Here is a 17,365-nt window from a genome sequence, read left to right on the forward strand (position 1 = left end):
CACGCTGGACTTAAAATCCAGTGAACAGCAATGTTCGTGCGGGTTCAAGTCCCGCTCTGAGTACAGATAAAAACCCTTCAACACTAATGTGTGGGAGGGTTTTTTATTTACCGAGGTTAGTGTGATATTTATCTCCTTGTATATGGTAATTAGCATTTACATATTGTCTTTGTTTTATTTGATGATTTTTTAAATTTTATTTTATTTGTTTGGAACGCAAAAGAAAATATTTTCTTAGTATCTTACGTTATTCTATTCTATTTAACCATCAATCTTTTATCAAAATGAAAACAAAAACAAATTTATTTCTTATTACGGCTTCTATTTTAGCCATCACATCCTGCCAAGACAAGAAACAAGATATTGAAGGAACTTCAAAGAAACAAAATGCTGAAAAGCCATTGACTGTGCAATGTTACAAAGCTATATATGAACGTGATACAATAAATTTACAAGTTGAGAAATTCAATGGTGGTAAGATTGGAGGCAATATGCAAATGCAATTTGATAAAATGCCGATAAAAAAAGGTGCAATTGCAGGTAAATTTAGTGGTGATACCTTATTTGTTAGTTATACCTTTATTGAAGGTAGTAATGAAAAAATAACTTTCAAGAATCCTATGGCTTTTTTAAAACGTGGAGAGCAGCTGATTTTAGGGAATGGTAAAATGCAGACTACTATGGGTGCTACCTATTTCGTAAAAGGAGAACCTATTGATTTTGATTCTGTTAAGTTTAAATTCGACAAGGTTGCATGTGAATGATTTTAAAATCACATAATAACGGTTTGTTAGTTTTTTAAATAAATGCTATTCTAAGGTCAAGAGTTTATTTAATTTGTTCTATTCTCAAGACGATTGCTTTTTTTGTAGCGTAGCAAAATTAAAATGCTTCCGTCACTTCGAGTGCTTTTGTGTAGCGAAGCATAACAAAAGTGTATCGAGAAGTCGTCTTGTTTGCAATACTGTTCTCGATAAACTTTTAACAATAAAGCTATGGCATTATTGTTAAAAGCACTCGAACTGACGGCCTAGCTATCGGTATTGTGAGTGGTTTTGTGTAACGCAGCTTATCAAAGTTTATTTCACCGTCACTTCGAGTGCTTTTGTGTAGCGTAGCGAAACAAAAGGGTATCGAGAAGTCGTCTTGTTTGCAGCATTGTTATCGATACACTTTTTACAATAAAGCTATTGCATTATTGTAAGAAGCACTCGAACTGACGGCCGAGCTATCGGTATTGTGAATGCTTTTGTGTAGCGAAGCATAACAAAAGTGTATCGAGAAGTCGTCTTGTTTGCAATACTGTTCTCGATAAACTTTTAACAATAAAGCTATCGCATTACTGTAAAAAGCACTCGAACTGACGGTCTAACTATCGGTATTGTGAGTGGTTTTTGTAGCGCAGTTACAAAAGTTTATTTCACCGTCACTTCGAGTGCTTTTGAGTAGCGCAGCGTAGCAAAAGTGTATCGAGAAGTACTGTCGAGTAAATCAATTCATTTTATTCTACTGCTTGACCAAATGTGAGTAAGTTGTGATCCGGATCAAGTAACGCAAATTCCTTCTGTCCCCATGGTTTGATGTGTAATGGTGCATTTGGGTGTATGGATGTTCCTTTGTCAATCAATTCTTTGTAAAAATTTTCTATTTCGTTGGTCCTGATGTACGTACCTGAGTAGTTTTCTAACGAGTCTAATTCTTTAAATTCAAAAAAGTGAATTTCTACTTGGTCTCGTTTTACTATCAAATAGCCTTCATAATCGTGGGCGCTCACATCATCAAATCCGAGTTGCTGTGTGTAATAAGCTTTGGTTACAGCTTTATTGCGCATTGGAAGTTTAGGATGAATTTGTGTCAACATTTTGGTTTGCTTTTGAGTTGATTATCTTTTTGTTTTTATTGTTTGATGTAGTGGCTTTTAGTGCATAAAATGCTAAGATAATTATTTTAAACTTCGCTTTTAACTGCATTTTTACTTATTCATAGTGATTTTGTTGTGGCGCTTCGGAAAATTGATAAACGGCAACCTAAGTATCAACTTTATTTTATTGCCATTGCTATTTGAGCGGATATTTTAGTCGGAAAATCAATAAGTGGTTGTTTTTGCATTTGTTAAAACCATCCTAAAATTGTTATATTTGTTTACTTTATTTGCCCAAGCATCTTTGTAGGTTAGGCTTATAAAGTTCAATCCAAAAACTATGACCCACAACGAACAAACCAATACCACGTGGCTGTTTCAAATAACACCTAAGAATAAATTCTTTTCACTCAATTTAAAGGAAGTATGGCAATACCGTGACTTGTTATTTTTGTTTGTAAAACGTGATATTGTTACGGTTTACAAACAAACTGTTCTCGGACCGCTTTGGTACTTGATTCAGCCATTATTTACTTCAGTAACTTTTACAATTATTTTTAATAATGTCGCGGGTATCAATACTGGTACAGTACCTCCTTTTTTGTTTAATTTGGCTGGAATCACAGTCTGGAATTATTTTACGGCTTGTCTAACCGGAACTTCGAATACGTTTGGAGCTAATGCAGGGATATTTGGGAAAGTTTATTTTCCACGTATAATTGTACCTCTTTCAATTGTTGTTTCTAACTTATTGAAGTTTGGAATCCAGTTTTTTATATTTCTTTGTTTTTACGGATATTACTATTTGCAAGATACTTCAATAAGTATGAATATCACTATTGTATTATTTCCATTTCTAATTGTTATGATGGGTGTTTTAGGACTTGGATTGGGGATGTTTATTTCCTCCTTAGTTACTAAATACAGAGATTTCAGTAATTTAGTTGGTTTTGGTGTACAGTTATTGATGTATTTATCGGCAGTGATGTATCCAATGGCTTTGATTAAAGAAAAGTTACCTACTTACGGTTGGATTGTGGAATACAATCCCTTAGCTTATATTATCGAAACGACGAGATACATGTTGCTTAATGTTGGTCAAATCTCCATTTACGGTTTGGGATATACTTTCTTAGTGACTATTATGGTATTTTTAGTGGGAGTTTTAATATTTAACAGAACGGAGAAGAGTTTTATTGATACGATTTAGTGGTAAGTGTACAGGTTTTAATAATCAATAGTTTTAGTATTTAAATAATAAATGGGTAAAGATATCATCTTAAAAGCCGAAAATATTTCCAAACAATACCGACTAGGTCAAGTTGGTACAGGTACTATGGCACATGACCTTAACCGTTGGTGGCATCAAATACGGGGGAAAGAAGATCCGTACTTAAAAATTGGCGAAACCAACGATCGTTCTACTAAAGGCGATAGTGATTATGTTTGGGCACTTCAGGATATCAATTTTGAAATTGGTCGCGGTGAAGTTATTGGGATAATTGGGAAGAATGGAGCTGGTAAATCGACCTTATTGAAAATTTTATCACGTGTTACGGCTCCTACAACTGGAAGCATTAAGTTTGGTGGTCGGGTTGCCTCGTTGCTTGAGGTAGGTACTGGTTTTAATGGCGAAATGACAGGACGTGAAAACATCTATTTGAATGGCGCTATTTTGGGTATGACCAAAAAAGAAATTACCTCCAAACTCGATGAAATAATCGAATTTTCAGGCTGCCAGCGCTACATTGATACTCCTGTAAAACGATACAGTAGCGGAATGTATGTGCGTTTGGCTTTTGCCGTAGCTGCATTTTTAGAACCTGAAATTTTAATTATTGACGAAGTTTTAGCAGTAGGCGATTCTGAGTTCCAGAAAAAAGCAATTGGCAAAATGCAGGATATTTCCAAAACTGGTGGCCGAACAGTTTTGTTTGTGAGTCATAATATGGCGGCGGTTAAACAGTTGTGTACTAAGACAATTATTTTAGAACATGGTACTGTTGTTTTTGAAGGAAATACTGACGACGGAATTGATTATTATTTTAATTTAAATGAAGAGTCAAAAATAAGGAGTGGAATATATTTATCAAATATTACAGCAGATAATCCATTTATAAAAAATGTTAAATTACTTAGTGTTAATGATTTATATTCGCCTTGTATTAGGTTTTATCATGATGAAGAAATTGTACTTGATATAGAATATAGTAATCGTATTCCAATAGTTACTTTTACAGTTGGTATAGCTCTTTTAGATTTACAAAAAAATAAGTTGTTTACAAATCACTTTGATTTTTCACAGTCAAGAGAAATAGCTGGTAAATTACGATGCAAAATACCTAAAGATATATTAAATCAAGGAGTATATTCTTTCGATGTAGCTATCTTTCAAAAAGGTGGGGTTGTTTTTAGTTATGTCGAGAGTATATGTGAATTTGATGTAATTGACAGAGGGTCAGATTTGTATTATCAGGTTAATGAAAAAATAGGTCCATTAAGAGTCGCATGCCAATGGGAAATTTTATAGAAAAAATTAAAAAATTTTTGCTTCAAAGGATTTTTAATAGAACGCAAAAAGAGCTTAAGTTAAGCTTTGAAGAGAAAGTGGAATTGGGTAAGGTAAATAATTTTCATGGGAATAATAAAGTCCGTAATATTAGTATTGGAAAAAATAGTTATGTTTCCTATAACTCTATTGTCTATCATGCAGATATAGGTGATTATTGTTCAATTGGTCCCAATGTAGTTATTGGTTATGGTGACCATCCTACAAATATGATATCAACTTCACCGCATATTTATTTAAATAGTTTGTTATTTGATGAAAATGAAACTGCATCAATCTTAATTTCGCACTTTAATAAAGTGAAAATCATGAATGACGTTTGGATTGGGGCTAATGTTTATATCAAAAATGGTGTCAAAATAGGAAATGGTGCAATAATTGGTGCCGGAGCTGTTGTTTTAAAAGATGTAGATGATTATGATATTGTAGCTGGCGTACCAGCAAAATTCATAAGAAAAAGATTTGACAGTAAAGTAATTGAGCTTTTATTAAAAATAAAGTGGTGGGAAATGGATTTTCAAGCTTTAAAAAAATATAAAGATGTTTTAAGTAATCCTACAACAATCTTGCTAAATGAGATGATCAAAAAAATGAACCATGATATATAATGTTGAGCAATACATAAATGATTACTTCATAAACCTCAAGTCGAAAAAATTATCCTTTTCAGAATACATAATCAGAAAATCGTTGTTAGAAGCTGTTAACGAATTGAAGCCTATTTTGCATGGAAAAGTTTTAGATTTAGCTTGTGGAGTAATGCCTTACAAAGAATATTTACTAAATCAAAAAATTACAGAATATATTGGAATGGATCTTGAGCCCACCGAATACCATCATCATGTAAAACCAGATATTATTTGGGATGGTAAGACTATTTCAATTGAAGATAATTCTGTTGATTTTGTTATAGCTACCGAATTTTTAGAACATTATTTTGATACCGCCTCAATTCTGCAAGAGATAAAAAGGGTTTTGAAACCGGGAGGAATCTTTTTTTTTACTGTGCCATCAATTTGGCCTTTACATGAAGCTCCATATGATTACCATCGGTTTTCTCCTTTTACTTTGGAAGAGAATTTTAAAAGAACAGAATTTTCAAATTGGCAAGTAAAGCCTTTAGGTGGATTTGATTACCATTTAGCAGTATCATTAGCCTTATGGTATGACAATAATTTATCAATTAACAAAAGAAAATTGATTAAACCATTTTTGTCTTTTGTGCTTAAAAAATTGATGAAAAAAGATATCAAAAGAGATTTTTTTAAGAATGGTCAATTGTTTTCAGGGTTATACGGTTTTGTAACTAAATAAGTTATTTGTTTCGTATTAAATCAAAGATAATAAAATAAGTATGAACCCAATTATATCAATAATAATTCCTTGTTACAATTCCGAGTCTACTTTGCAAACTACTTTGGAGTCTGTGATTAGTCAAGATTTTCAAAATTGGGAAGCCATAATAATTAACGATGGTTCAATTGATAGGACGGAAGAAATCGCTTTGAAATGGGTTAAAAAAGATAATCGATTTAGCTACTTTTCAAAACAAAATGAAGGCTTAGGAAAGTCAAGGAATTATGGTATAACAAGAGCTAATGGATTTTATATATTACCTTTAGACTCTGATAATCTAATAAAAGACGATTTCGTTTCCCGGGCAATCCGTGTCTTTGAACAAGATTCAAGTATTGGAGTAGTACATGGTCATGCTGAATATTTTGGTGAAAGAACAGGGATTTGGGAAATAAGTAAATTTAATTTAGAAAAAATTGTAATTGACAATTATATTGATGCTTGTGCTATTTTTCGAAAAGAGTTGTGGACTAAAGTTGGCGGTTATGATGAAAACATGCCTTTTCAAGGTCATGAGGATTGGGAGTTCTGGATCGCTTTAGGGATGCTGAATGTTACTTTTTATCACATGAATATAGTTACATTTAAATATTTTGTCTCAAGTACATCTATGATTCATTCTTTTACAAATCAAATGGCAACATTAAATAGAAATTACATTGTAAAAAAATATAGTGCATACTATTATGAAAAATATTGTGAAAAAGTTACTCTATTAGAACAAGTTAAAGAGCAAAACAATATTAATTTGCAAAGCGAAAAATTTATAATAAACTGTTTAACTAAGAAAATTATTGGTATTGAGTTTTTTAAGATTAATGGAAACTAATTTTTAAAACTATTTAGATGCTAGCTATAATTATCCCATATTATAAACTTATTTTTTTTAATGATACATTGCAATCCCTTTCCAATCAAACAGATAAGAGATTCAAGGTTTATATAGGAGATGATAGCAGTCCTGAAAATCCTTTGGCTCTTATTAATAGTTTCGAAGATAAATTTGATATTGTTTATCATCGATTCAAAGAAAACTTAGGGGGTGTTTCACTTGCAAAGCAATGGGAAAGGTGTATTAATTTGAGTGAAAATGAAGAATGGATAATGATTTTGGGTGATGATGATTACTTAGATGATAAAGTAGTTGCTTCTTGGTATGAAAATTATCATTTGTTTGACAAAAAATCGGAAGTGATTCGTTTTGCAAGTAAAATGGCAATGCAAGACAAAAATGAAATTTCAAATAGTTTTGAACATCCGATATGGGAAAAAGCAACGGATGCTTATTTAAGAAAGTTCAATCATTTGACTCGTAGTTCTTTATCAGAATATATTTTTTCTAGAAAAACGTATGATAAGTATCATTTTTATAATTATCCTTTAGCATGGAATAGCGATGATCAAGCATGGCTTGATTTCTCCGATAACAAGCCAATTTTTACAATAAATGATTCTCTGGTCTATGTTCGTTTATCAAGTTCAAATATTTCTGGGAAAACAGATAATTTTTTATTAAAAATTAAGTCTCAAATCTTATTTGGTAAAAAAATTATTAAAGAAAAACTTCATTATTATGAATACAATCAGCGTTTACTTTTTTTAAGGAGATATGAGAATGATATTCTTAAAATCAGAAAACTAACCGTTTTAGAATGGTTTTTTTTATTTGTTTACTATTTTAAATGGCTGAAATATCATGATTTTAAAAAAATATTAAAAAGGTGTTTAAATACAATTTTAAAACGCAATGAGTCATAAAAAAATTTCCGTTATTGTTCCATGTTATAACCAAGTAAAGTATTTGAACGAATGTTTAATTTCGGTTTTGAATCAAACCTACTCTGATTGGGAATGTATTATTGTCAATGATGGTAGTCAAGATCATACTGAAAAAGTTGCCTTAGAATGGTTAGAAAAAGATATACGTTTTAGATATTTGTTTCAAGAAAACCAAGGATTGTGTAGTGCCCGAAATTTAGGGATAAGCAATGCAGTAGGAGAGTTTATTCTGCCCCTCGATGCGGATGATAAAATAAGTTCAACTTATTTAGCGAATGCTATAATAGAGTTTGAAAATGATTCTTCTCTGAAATTAGTGTATTGTTTGGCAGAAAAATTTGGCGAGGAGTCTGGGTTATGGCAACTTCCTGATTTTAACTTATATAATCTGAGTCAAAATAATTTAATTTTTTGTTCGGCTGTCTATAAAAAAAAGGATTGGGAATTAATCGGGGGCTACGATAGTAAAATGATTTATGGTTGGGAGGACTGGGAGTTTTGGATTGCAATGTTAAAGAATGGTGGAAATGTTAAAAGAATTGAAGAAGTAGGTTTTTATTATAGAATTAAATCAAAATCAATGTTGGATTCTATCAATTATAAAAATGCAAATTATTTAAGCAATTATTTAAGTATTAAACATGCAGATTTTTTTGTTAAGCATTATGGGTCTTTTAAAAAAATGAAACAGGAAGTGATACAAATCACAAATGAATATGAATATAAATTAACGAGCGAAAAGTTTGCTATTGATGTTTTTTGCTCCGTATTTTTTGGGTTTTCTATTTTTGGGAAATATAGAAAACCAAAGAATAATTAATTATTATTTTAATCCAATTGAGATGCCCGAAGATAAAATAAAATTTTTAGCATATTACTTACCACAGTTTCATCCCATTCCTGAAAATGATGCGTGGTGGGGTAAAGGTTTTACGGAGTGGACTAATACTGCAAAAGCTAAGCCATTGTTTAAAAGGCATGAACAACCGATATTACCCGGTGAGTTAGGCTTTTACGATTTACGGGTTCCCGAGGTTCGAAAAGCACAAGCTGATTTAGCAAACGAATATGGGATAGATGGTTTTATTTACTATCAATATTGGTTTGGTGATGGCAAGATGTTATTAGAAAAACCTGCAGAAAAAATGCTACAAGATGTACAAACTAATTTGCCTTTTTGTTTTTGCTGGGCAAATGAAACTTGGAAAGGAATTTGGCATGGATTAGATAATCCTAACATTTTGATTGAGCAAACTTATAATGGGGAGCAAGATTATAAAAATTACTTTAATTATTTGCTACCTTTTTTTAGAGATGAACGCTATATAAAAGTTGATAACAAGCCCATGTTTCATATTTACAGAATCGAGGACATTCCGGACTTAGATTTATTTATTAAAATATTTAATGACTTGGCTATAAATCAAGGTTTTTCGGGTATTTATTTTATAGCTACTGTGGTGTCACATTTAGATGTTATGTTGAATAATTCCTCCGTTTACGGCCAAATAGGAATGGATGTTTTTTTTAAAATGCGATACGGCAGAAAGCCTTTCTTTAAAGAAAAAAGTTTGCTAAACAAAATTGAAAATAAATGGATAGAAAAATTTAGTGCTTCTTATAAGATAGGTGTAAGGAAGAAACCGTTAATTTTTAATTATAAAAAAGGGGTTTCTCATTTTAATATAAAATTTCCTAATACAAAATATATTTCTTGCGTTTTTCCTAATTGGGATAATTCAGCCCGGAGTGGTAAAAAATCATTGATTTTTAAAAATGCCAATCCTAAATATTGGCAACAACATTTACAAATAGCCGTTGATGAATTATTAAAAAATCCAAATAATCCACCATTTGTGATTATAAAATCTTGGAATGAATGGGCAGAAGGGAATCACTTAGAACCTGATGCAAAATACGGATTAGGTTGGCTGGAGGCTGTAAAAAAAGTCAAAGAGCAATTGAATAAAAATATATAAATTTGGAAAACACGCCATTAGTTTCGATCATAGTTCCTTGCTATAATGATTGGCAATATATTGAACAAGCAGTAAATTCTGCTTTGAATCAAACTTATAGAAATATAGAAGTTATTGTAGTAGATGATGGTTCTGATTTAAGAACAAAAAAAGTGCTTAAAAAATTACAACCTAAAATAGCACGATTAATTACGCAAGAAAACAAAGGACAAAGTACGGCTAGAAATAACGGTATTAGAGAAGCTACAGGAGAATATATTTTGACCTTAGATAGTGATGATTATTTTGAGGTAACTTTTTGTGAAAAAGCGATACCCATATTTTTAAATAATAAAGATGTGAAAATAGTTACTTGTCAAGCTACTCGTTGGTATGAGAATGGTGATAAGAATATATTTATACCTGCTGGAGGTACAATTTCTAATTTTATATATGCTAATGATGCTTTAGGGACTTCGATGTTCAAAAAAGAAGATTGGCGTCAATTTAAGGGATACGATGAAGAAATGCGAAATGGATTTGAAGATTGGGAATTCTTTATCCGCATTCTAAAAGACGGTGGGTTCACACAGGTCATCCAAGAGCCTCTTTACAATTATAGAAGAAGAAATAATTCGACAACAAGTATTGCAAATAGTAAGAAGTATGAATTGTTGACTTACATTTATACTAAACACAAGGCACTTTACATGAATAATTTCGAAGGTTTTGTGCATCATCTTTTAAATAAAATTGCATTTGAAGAAAAGCAACAGAAAAAGCTCTTAATCGAGAAAGAATATAGAATTGGTTATTTAATCTTATATCCAGCACGAATAGTGAAACACTTTTTTAAATCTATTTTTAAATGATTTTATATTCTATTAGAAAGTTCTTCAAAAATGAGGCTGTAAATTATTATTTTTTATTAAAAATTTTATCAATCTCGACCTTGTCAAAATCAAAATCGAAAAAAATTTACATCGATATTAGTGAGATACAATTAAATAGGTATTTATATAATTTTATTAAATTCTTTACTATTGAGGGTTATACTGTATACATACCATATAATAGAAAACTCATAGCCAAATTGAGTTTAAATAATGGAGAGTTTAAATATGCATCATGGATTTTAAACGAAAATATTAAAATAGGAAAACCTCAACATAAAACTGATGTTTTTTTCATTAATAAAGAGCAACTTAGCAATGATTTTTTTAATTCAAAATATGAGAATGATGCTTTATATTACCATGTTCCAATGAGTAAATATCCACAGATGTATAAAGATGAAAATTTACACATACGACATGATTTCATATCTACGCGAAAAAATGTGGGATTTATGGCAGGTAATTTTGACAAAAATAAATATGAAGAAATTTCTAAAAATAAATATTTTGACATCCTAAATCGGAGAGAAATAATGGAGCATATTTATGCTCAAAATTACTACAAGAGACTCAATAATAAGCAAGAATTAGATGATTTTATTGCTAGTGAGGAGGAAAAGGTTTTATTGTTGATTGATACAAAATACGATTTTAGTCTTTCTCTTTCTGAGTTGCTACAGAAATTAGAGAAATTTAACTTTTTTATTGCTTTGCCAGGAGTCATTATTCCTCAATCTCACAATTTAATAGAAGCATTGAGTTGTGGTTGTATACCGATTCTTCATCAAACTTACGCCAATTTATTTAGACCTCCGCTAATACATAATCATACAGCAATAATTTACAGAGATATAAATGATTTTGATAATGCAGTGGAACAATGTTTTTTGATGACAAATGGGCAAATAGTACAGTTAAGAACAAACGTGATTGATTATTATAAATTTTATTTAAGTCCTTCCTCGATTGTACAGAAGATAGTGAATTCAAAATTAAATAAAATTTTTATTCAAGCTGAGCATATAAGTCTTGATTTCTTAAAATATAAATAATTTTAAAATATGATAACACCTACTGTTTCCATAATATTAGCCACATACAATAGGGCGGAATATATTTTAGAATCCTTATACTCAATTCAACAACAAACCTTCACAGATTGGGAATGTTTAATAATTGATGATGGCGGTTCAGACAATACACAGGAAATTTTAGCTCCTATTTTAAAACAGGATACCCGGTTTCAATATTTTATGCGAACTCCTAAGTATCAAAAGGGATTACCAGGAAGTAGAAACTATGGTTTAGACCTTGCTAAAGGAGATTACATTATATTTTTTGATGATGACGATATTGCTCATCCACAAAATTTAGAATTGTGTGTAGCAGAACTATCGAATGCTGAACTTTCTTTTTGTCGATACATCAGGGATGTTTTTAGAGGTAATTTTGTTTATGATTTTGATTACTCAAAAGAATACACTTCTTTTCATATTGATAGTAGTGATATCAATAAAATATTGAGGAATGAACTGCAATTCAATTCTTGTGCAGTCATGTGGACAAAAGAATGTTATACAAGGCATAGATACATAGAGCATTTAAAGTACGCAGAAGAATGGGAGGTTTATGCACGAATCATAACTTCTGTAAATAGAGGGATATCAATTAACAAAACCCTTTATTATGGTAGAAAACACGATGTGTCCATCACTGGGGATTTTGGTAATAGAAATTTAAATAGTTTGTCATCCTACACTGACGCAATACAGTTAGTTATAGCCAATTTAAAAGAAAAAAAAATGTTGTCTAGCGAGATACTACGTTATTTTATTCAAGTGTCTTTGCAATATAAAGAATTCAACTTGTTCGAAAGAATTATAAATACTTTAGATTTACCAAAAATAGAAGAACTGAAGTGGAGATTATTTTATATTCATTTGCCATTCAGGTTGTTTTTTTATGGGATTTGGTTAAAAGTTAAAAAATTATAGTCATTAAAATGAAATTTCTAGTAATCGCGCAAAACTTAAAGGTATCAGGGGCAAGTGAAGGAATTGTTTCCCGCTCTTTTCTGGCAAAGTTGCGCATGGCATATCCGGAATCGGTCATTGATGTACTGTATTTAAAAAACCACTCCAGTGAAGACCAATTGGACCTACTGCCTATTGATTCCATCCAATCTCATGTTTTAAATTTGAAACCACCTTTTGTAACTAAGTGGCTCAACCGTATTTCTTGGAGACTTTTTCATATATCGCTATACGACCGATTTGTACATAAGTTGTATGGTTCTTATATTTCAAAAATAAAACATGAGCAGTACGATCATGTTTTTATCAGGAGTTCAGGCTTGAATCATGAAACGCTGTTAGGCGCCAGAGATTTACCCATTCTTAAAAAAGCTATTATTAATTTTCACGATCCCTATCCCTTTTTTTGGTACCAAGGCTCTCATCATGAGCTGTCTGGTGTAGAATTATTTCGACTCAAAACGATGTATAAAGTTGTTCAGCAGGCCAAAGCTTGCATTAGTACAGCGCAATTAATGTCTAATGATTTAGAATTTTTATATGGTTCCCGAAAAAAATTCTCCACTATACCACATCAATTTTCTCCATCAGTTTTTGATTTAACAGATATCCAGAAGGTAAGACCGAAACAAAAGAAGCTGACAATTGCCTACCATGGTTCGATACAGTTTGGACGCAAAATCAACACGCTTTTGGATGCGTACTCAGCATTAGTTACTGAAAATGTAATCATCAAAGAAAAAACAGAACTTGTGTTACGGTTAGGAGGCGGAGATGTAAATGCGTTGCGGGATAACTATAAGGATTGTGATAACATAGCGATTTTGCCTACGTTGAATTTTTCTAATTCAGCTTACGAACAAACACATATTGCCGATATAAATGTCATCTTAGAGAACGGACCTATGTATTGTAATATTTTAGTAGGTAAAGCGCCTTTTTTAGCTTCGCTGCATAAACCTGTTTTTTGTGTATCACCGGAGCGTAGTGAATTAAAACAAATTATCGAAGATCCTGAATTGATTGCAAATGGAGGAAATTTAGCAGATGTAAAAGTAAAATTAAAAGCACTTATTGAAAAAAGGTTGGTTTCTAATGAGAATGTTAATTGCTTTGGGGATTATTTTGGGAATGACTTTTTTAAAGAGAAATTAGATGAAGTGTTGATTTAAAAAGATTTACTAAATTATTTTATTCTAATAATAACTTCATAAATAATCATAATCATAATGAGAGAAATATTAATTAGGCAATTACTTTTTACTTACAAGAATTTTGTAAAGAGTAATTTTTTAAGGAATCGCATTAAATATTTAATGGGCAGTAAGAAAATTGTCATTCTTTTTAATAAATTTAAAATTAATAGTGGTATTAAATCGGCAATTGAAGCAAATATCTTTTTTGATACTTATAATGAAGTTGAGGTTTTAAAACTTATAGTAAAATATTCATCTTTAAATTATCATTTTTTTGATGTTGGGGCAAATATTGGTATTCATTCATTAACCGCTGCAGCAACTAATTCGAAAATTACTGTATATTCTTTTGAACCGGAGATTAATAACTATAATTGTTTTTTAAAAAATATTATTTTAAATGAATTTGATAATATAATTCCTTTTAGAATGGGTATTGGAAGTATAGTAAGTATTGTTTATTTAAATATAAATGAGGGGTGGAATAAAGGAAAGCATTCAATGAAAGTAAATTTTGTAGGTAGTAATAAAAAAGTTTCTATTCCAATAACACAACTTGATTCTTTTAGGAATTATGTTGATTCACAATATTTACTTTTGAAAATTGATGTTGAAGGGTTTGAGAAAGAAGTATTAGATGGAGCTAAATTGCTATTAAATCAAATTGAAAATATTGTTGTCATTATTGAATTAATCTCGGAAATTAATTCAATACAAACTTGTAATGAAATATTTGTTCTTTTAAAAAGCTTTAATTTCAATAAAGCTTTTAAAATTGAAAACGACAAAAATATAATTGAAGTGTCTAATTTCGATTGTAGTGGAGATTATATATTTTTAAAAGGTAATCACGCTATAAATTCATTTATTCAAAAATAAAATATAATTCGTGCGAATAGGCTACAACCCTCACAAAGATAAAGCAATATTGCAATCAGACTACCTGCATCAGGTAGTTATTCCTGTATATATACCTCATCAAGAGGGCTATTTCAAAGACAGTTTGGAAATTCTTCAATTATGTTTACAATCCTTGTTGAAAACGGTTCACAGCAAAACATATATTACGGTTGTTAACAATGGAAGCTGTAAAGTAGTTATGGATTATTTAGACCAATTGTATCATGAGAGTCTGATCCAAGAACTTATTCATACGGAAAATATAGGGAAACTCAATGCAGTGCTAAAAGGTCTTGCCGGAAACAACATAGAACTCGTTACTATTGCAGATGCCGATGTATTGTTTTTAGATAATTGGCAATTTGAGACTACAAAAATATTTAAAACGCTACCAAAAGCTGGTGTAGTAGGTATCGTACCTCAATTTAATATGTTTAAAAATAAGTGTGGCAATATTCTCTTTGATACTCTTTTTAGTGAAAAATTAAAATTTATTCCTATCCAATCATCTGAAGGGTTGATGCGTTTTTATGACAGTATTGGTTGGGACAAGAGTTATAATAAAGATTATCTCAAATATGGTTTAGGGTTAGAACATAATGGGGTTAAAATGTATGTAGGTTCCGGACATTTTGTAGCTACTTATAAAAAGCAAATGTTTCAGGAAATGAAATCGCACCTGAATTACAAATTAGGCGGGAATTCGGAAAATTACTTGGACACTTTACCGTTGCAATATGATTATTGGAGAGTAACTACTTATGATAATCATGCCTATCACATGGGGAATGTTATTGAAGATTGGATGTTCGCAACCACACATGTTGAAAATAAAAGAAGTGCTATTGATTCGGGCTTTAAAGAAAATAAACGTCTGAATTCATTAGTGGTTTTATTTAAGAATAAGCTGTTCACTGCCTTTTTATTTAATGACTCAATTTCAAAATTTTTCTATCGGTGGAAAAATTTGCCAAAATCAATGTTGCATAATTTCAATAATATTGTTCCCAAATGAAAGTTTCTATACTGATTATATCAAAAAACAGAAAGGAAGAGCTAGCTTTTACTTTAAGTAGATTAAAAAGTATGGTGGATATTTCTATACATGAAATAATGGTTTTACTGGATGGATGTACTGATGGTTCTGAGGACTTAGCCATTCAATTTGATTGGGTTGATTGGACAGTTTTAAAGGATAGTATTGGAGCATCAAGTGCAAGGAATTTCCTTTACAAAAAAGCTACAGGTACTATTTTTATTGGATTTGATGATGATGCACACCCACTGCAAGATGATTTTATCACAATTGTTGAATCTATATTTGAACAAAATAATAATTTGGGAATTATAGCTTTCCAAGAAATTAAAGGTGTTTTTAAAAATGACGAAGAAGCTTTGTCACTAAAGCCAAATAAAAAGGTTGAATATTTATGTAATGAATTTGTAGGTTGCGGTTTTGCCATCACTAAAAATGTTTATTTGGCTACAAATGGGTTTCCGTTATGGATAGATATTTACGGAGAGGAATCCTGTGTTGCAATTGAAGTGATAGCTAATAATAAAGATATACTCTATACCAATAGGATTTCAGTAAATCATCGTGTAAATATGCAAGCGAGATTAAATAGTGGAATGAATTATTTTAGATTCGAAAAGCAATTGAAAAACACCGTTTTTTATTTTGTAGTGTACCATAAAAATCCAAGTTTTAAAATAATGAAAATGCTTTGGCATAATTTCACAAAATACGCTTTAGAAGACAGAACTTTTTTTAAAAGCTATTTTAAAACTATTGGTATTATAATAGTACAAATACCAAAAGTTCTACAATATAGAAAACCTGTCTCAAAATTAGTTATTAAGAAAAAGCAGGAATTAGCCTCTCCTATTTTTTATTAAATATATGTAAATTGGTATCAGACGGGTTAAATGAATTTGTAGGTTAAAGTTATAAGCGTAACAGATAAATTAAAAACATTTGGAGTTATCCGTCAAGTATTTATGCTAAAAACAGTAATAAATCTCAGAGTGTATTTGAAACTAGAAAAAATAAGTATTTTTACAAGGATATAATTGTACACATGAAAACTATTGCTATTATTCCTGCTCGAGGGAACTCTAAACGTTTGCCAAATAAGAATTTATTGCTTTTAGGAGGAATTCCATTATTGGCTCATAGTATTTTATTTGCACAAAGAAACCAGTCTATTGTTGATGATATCTACGTGACGACTGATAATGCAGCCATAAAAAAAGTTGCACTGCATTATGGCGCAAGGGTGATTGACAGACCTGATACTTTATCGGGTGATTTTGAGCCAACGATAAGTTGTGTCCAACATGTTTTAGAGAGTATTCTTGATGCTGTAGAATCGGTTGTGTTATTGCAACCCACTAATCCGTTGCGACCAGAAAAGCTACTGCAAGAAGCTTTTGAAAGATATCACTGTACTGATGCTGACAGTTTATTCACCGTTACACGGAATCATCAAAAACTGGGTAAGATAGAAAATAATTGTTTTGAACCTTTTAATTATACGATAGGGCAACGCAGTCAGGATTTAGAACCACTTTATTATGAAAATGGATTGTTGTACATTACTAAAGCAAATTTGATACGGGAGGGCAAAATATTTTCTGAAAATAGCATCCCTTTTGAAGTAAATCATATTTTTGCGACAGTAGATATTGATACACAAGATGATTTGAATTATGCAGCGTATTTAATTAAAAAATCGTCTCGACTACGCTCGAAGTGACAGTTGTTGAGAACTGAGCATTTTGTTGTCAAATCGAGCGCAGTCGAGATTCTTTGTT

The 17,365-nt window shown here is 30.9% G+C and carries 18 protein-coding genes; 17 read left to right on the plus strand and 1 reads right to left on the minus strand.

The window, feature by feature from the left end:
• Positions 1 to 284 precede the first annotated feature (284 nt).
• A complete protein-coding gene (locus G9Q29_RS09515) occupies positions 285 to 764 on the plus strand; it encodes a hypothetical protein (RefSeq protein WP_166136268.1) in 480 nt (159 codons plus the stop codon).
• A gap of 737 nt (positions 765 to 1,501) precedes the next feature.
• Here G9Q29_RS09515 and G9Q29_RS09520 read toward each other — a convergent pair.
• Complete coding sequence (locus tag G9Q29_RS09520) at positions 1,502 to 1,861, minus strand: bleomycin resistance protein (protein ID WP_166136271.1); 360 nt, start codon at positions 1,859 to 1,861, stop codon at positions 1,502 to 1,504.
• Positions 1,862 to 2,201: 340 nt separating this feature from the next.
• On the opposite strand from G9Q29_RS09520, the gene G9Q29_RS09525 reads away from it, so the two are divergent.
• The 16 genes from G9Q29_RS09525 to G9Q29_RS09600 all read left to right on the plus strand — a co-directional run bounded on the left by G9Q29_RS09525 (position 2,202) and on the right by G9Q29_RS09600 (position 17,307).
• On the plus strand, positions 2,202 to 3,071 hold the full coding sequence (locus G9Q29_RS09525) for an ABC transporter permease (RefSeq protein ID WP_166136274.1): 870 nt from the start codon (positions 2,202 to 2,204) through the stop codon (positions 3,069 to 3,071).
• Positions 3,072 to 3,122: 51 nt separating this feature from the next.
• Entirely contained in the window at positions 3,123 to 4,391 is a 1,269-nt protein-coding gene (locus G9Q29_RS09530) for an ABC transporter ATP-binding protein (protein ID WP_166136277.1), read from the plus strand.
• Entirely contained in the window at positions 4,376 to 5,038 is a 663-nt protein-coding gene (locus tag G9Q29_RS09535) for a CatB-related O-acetyltransferase (protein WP_166136280.1), read from the plus strand. Before G9Q29_RS09530 ends, G9Q29_RS09535 begins: the two co-directional genes overlap by 16 nt.
• Positions 5,028 to 5,744 (plus strand): class I SAM-dependent methyltransferase, encoded by a 717-nt coding sequence (locus G9Q29_RS09540; protein ID WP_166136283.1) that lies wholly within the window; start codon positions 5,028 to 5,030, stop codon positions 5,742 to 5,744. The genes G9Q29_RS09535 and G9Q29_RS09540 overlap by 11 nt, the downstream gene beginning before the upstream one ends.
• A gap of 40 nt (positions 5,745 to 5,784) precedes the next feature.
• On the plus strand, positions 5,785 to 6,615 hold the full coding sequence (locus tag G9Q29_RS09545) for a glycosyltransferase family 2 protein (protein ID WP_166136286.1): 831 nt from the start codon (positions 5,785 to 5,787) through the stop codon (positions 6,613 to 6,615).
• 17 nt (positions 6,616 to 6,632) lie between these two features.
• Entirely contained in the window at positions 6,633 to 7,544 is a 912-nt protein-coding gene (locus G9Q29_RS09550) for a glycosyltransferase family 2 protein (RefSeq protein WP_166136289.1), read from the plus strand.
• The gene (locus tag G9Q29_RS09555; protein WP_166136292.1) at positions 7,534 to 8,385 is read left to right on the plus strand and encodes a glycosyltransferase family A protein; all 852 of its coding nucleotides are present in this window, start codon (positions 7,534 to 7,536) and stop codon (positions 8,383 to 8,385) included. Before G9Q29_RS09550 ends, G9Q29_RS09555 begins: the two co-directional genes overlap by 11 nt.
• Before the next feature lie 22 nt (positions 8,386 to 8,407).
• Positions 8,408 to 9,544 (plus strand): glycosyltransferase WbsX family protein, encoded by a 1,137-nt coding sequence (locus G9Q29_RS09560; RefSeq protein ID WP_166136295.1) that lies wholly within the window; start codon positions 8,408 to 8,410, stop codon positions 9,542 to 9,544.
• Positions 9,545 to 9,546: 2 nt separating this feature from the next.
• A complete protein-coding gene (locus G9Q29_RS09565) occupies positions 9,547 to 10,395 on the plus strand; it encodes a glycosyltransferase (protein WP_166136298.1) in 849 nt (282 codons plus the stop codon).
• Complete coding sequence (locus G9Q29_RS09570; protein WP_166136301.1) at positions 10,392 to 11,471, plus strand: hypothetical protein; 1,080 nt, start codon at positions 10,392 to 10,394, stop codon at positions 11,469 to 11,471. The genes G9Q29_RS09565 and G9Q29_RS09570 overlap by 4 nt, the downstream gene beginning before the upstream one ends.
• Before the next feature lie 9 nt (positions 11,472 to 11,480).
• A complete protein-coding gene (locus tag G9Q29_RS09575; RefSeq protein WP_166136304.1) occupies positions 11,481 to 12,413 on the plus strand; it encodes a glycosyltransferase family 2 protein in 933 nt (310 codons plus the stop codon).
• 8 nt (positions 12,414 to 12,421) lie between these two features.
• The gene (locus tag G9Q29_RS09580; RefSeq protein ID WP_166136307.1) at positions 12,422 to 13,624 is read left to right on the plus strand and encodes a glycosyltransferase family 4 protein; all 1,203 of its coding nucleotides are present in this window, start codon (positions 12,422 to 12,424) and stop codon (positions 13,622 to 13,624) included.
• A 57-nt stretch (positions 13,625 to 13,681) separates the two neighbouring features.
• Positions 13,682 to 14,527, plus strand: coding sequence for an FkbM family methyltransferase (locus G9Q29_RS09585; protein ID WP_166136310.1), 846 nt, complete (start codon positions 13,682 to 13,684; stop codon positions 14,525 to 14,527).
• Positions 14,528 to 14,537: 10 nt separating this feature from the next.
• Entirely contained in the window at positions 14,538 to 15,563 is a 1,026-nt protein-coding gene (locus tag G9Q29_RS09590) for a glycosyltransferase family A protein (protein WP_166136313.1), read from the plus strand.
• Positions 15,560 to 16,447, plus strand: coding sequence for a glycosyltransferase family 2 protein (locus G9Q29_RS09595; protein WP_166136316.1), 888 nt, complete (start codon positions 15,560 to 15,562; stop codon positions 16,445 to 16,447). The genes G9Q29_RS09590 and G9Q29_RS09595 overlap by 4 nt, the downstream gene beginning before the upstream one ends.
• 182 nt (positions 16,448 to 16,629) lie before the next feature.
• Complete coding sequence (locus tag G9Q29_RS09600; protein ID WP_166136319.1) at positions 16,630 to 17,307, plus strand: acylneuraminate cytidylyltransferase family protein; 678 nt, start codon at positions 16,630 to 16,632, stop codon at positions 17,305 to 17,307.
• Positions 17,308 to 17,365 lie beyond the last annotated feature (58 nt).

Origin of the sequence: Flavobacterium turcicum, assembly GCF_011365745.1 — a bacterium.
GTDB classification, from domain to species: Bacteria; Bacteroidota; Bacteroidia; order Flavobacteriales; family Flavobacteriaceae; genus Flavobacterium; species Flavobacterium turcicum.

What these genes read in the sequence shown, in the direction of transcription:
- G9Q29_RS09540 (WP_166136283.1), top strand. Translation starts at nt 5,028, where the DNA reads ATGATATATAATGTTGAGCAATACATAAATGATTACTTCATAAACCTC.
- G9Q29_RS09600 (WP_166136319.1), top strand. Translation starts at nt 16,630, where the DNA reads ATGAAAACTATTGCTATTATTCCTGCTCGAGGGAACTCTAAACGTTTG.
- G9Q29_RS09550 (WP_166136289.1), top strand. Translation starts at nt 6,633, where the DNA reads ATGCTAGCTATAATTATCCCATATTATAAACTTATTTTTTTTAATGAT.
- G9Q29_RS09560 (WP_166136295.1), top strand. Translation starts at nt 8,408, where the DNA reads ATGCCCGAAGATAAAATAAAATTTTTAGCATATTACTTACCACAGTTT.
- G9Q29_RS09535 (WP_166136280.1), top strand. Translation starts at nt 4,376, where the DNA reads ATGGGAAATTTTATAGAAAAAATTAAAAAATTTTTGCTTCAAAGGATT.
- G9Q29_RS09570 (WP_166136301.1), top strand. Translation starts at nt 10,392, where the DNA reads ATGATTTTATATTCTATTAGAAAGTTCTTCAAAAATGAGGCTGTAAAT.
- G9Q29_RS09575 (WP_166136304.1), top strand. Translation starts at nt 11,481, where the DNA reads ATGATAACACCTACTGTTTCCATAATATTAGCCACATACAATAGGGCG.
- G9Q29_RS09530 (WP_166136277.1), top strand. Translation starts at nt 3,123, where the DNA reads ATGGGTAAAGATATCATCTTAAAAGCCGAAAATATTTCCAAACAATAC.
- G9Q29_RS09595 (WP_166136316.1), top strand. Translation starts at nt 15,560, where the DNA reads ATGAAAGTTTCTATACTGATTATATCAAAAAACAGAAAGGAAGAGCTA.
- G9Q29_RS09545 (WP_166136286.1), top strand. Translation starts at nt 5,785, where the DNA reads ATGAACCCAATTATATCAATAATAATTCCTTGTTACAATTCCGAGTCT.
- G9Q29_RS09555 (WP_166136292.1), top strand. Translation starts at nt 7,534, where the DNA reads ATGAGTCATAAAAAAATTTCCGTTATTGTTCCATGTTATAACCAAGTA.
- G9Q29_RS09580 (WP_166136307.1), top strand. Translation starts at nt 12,422, where the DNA reads ATGAAATTTCTAGTAATCGCGCAAAACTTAAAGGTATCAGGGGCAAGT.
- G9Q29_RS09515 (WP_166136268.1), top strand. Translation starts at nt 285, where the DNA reads ATGAAAACAAAAACAAATTTATTTCTTATTACGGCTTCTATTTTAGCC.
- G9Q29_RS09525 (WP_166136274.1), top strand. Translation starts at nt 2,202, where the DNA reads ATGACCCACAACGAACAAACCAATACCACGTGGCTGTTTCAAATAACA.
- G9Q29_RS09520 (WP_166136271.1), bottom strand. Translation starts at nt 1,861, where the DNA reads ATGTTGACACAAATTCATCCTAAACTTCCAATGCGCAATAAAGCTGTA.
- G9Q29_RS09585 (WP_166136310.1), top strand. Translation starts at nt 13,682, where the DNA reads ATGAGAGAAATATTAATTAGGCAATTACTTTTTACTTACAAGAATTTT.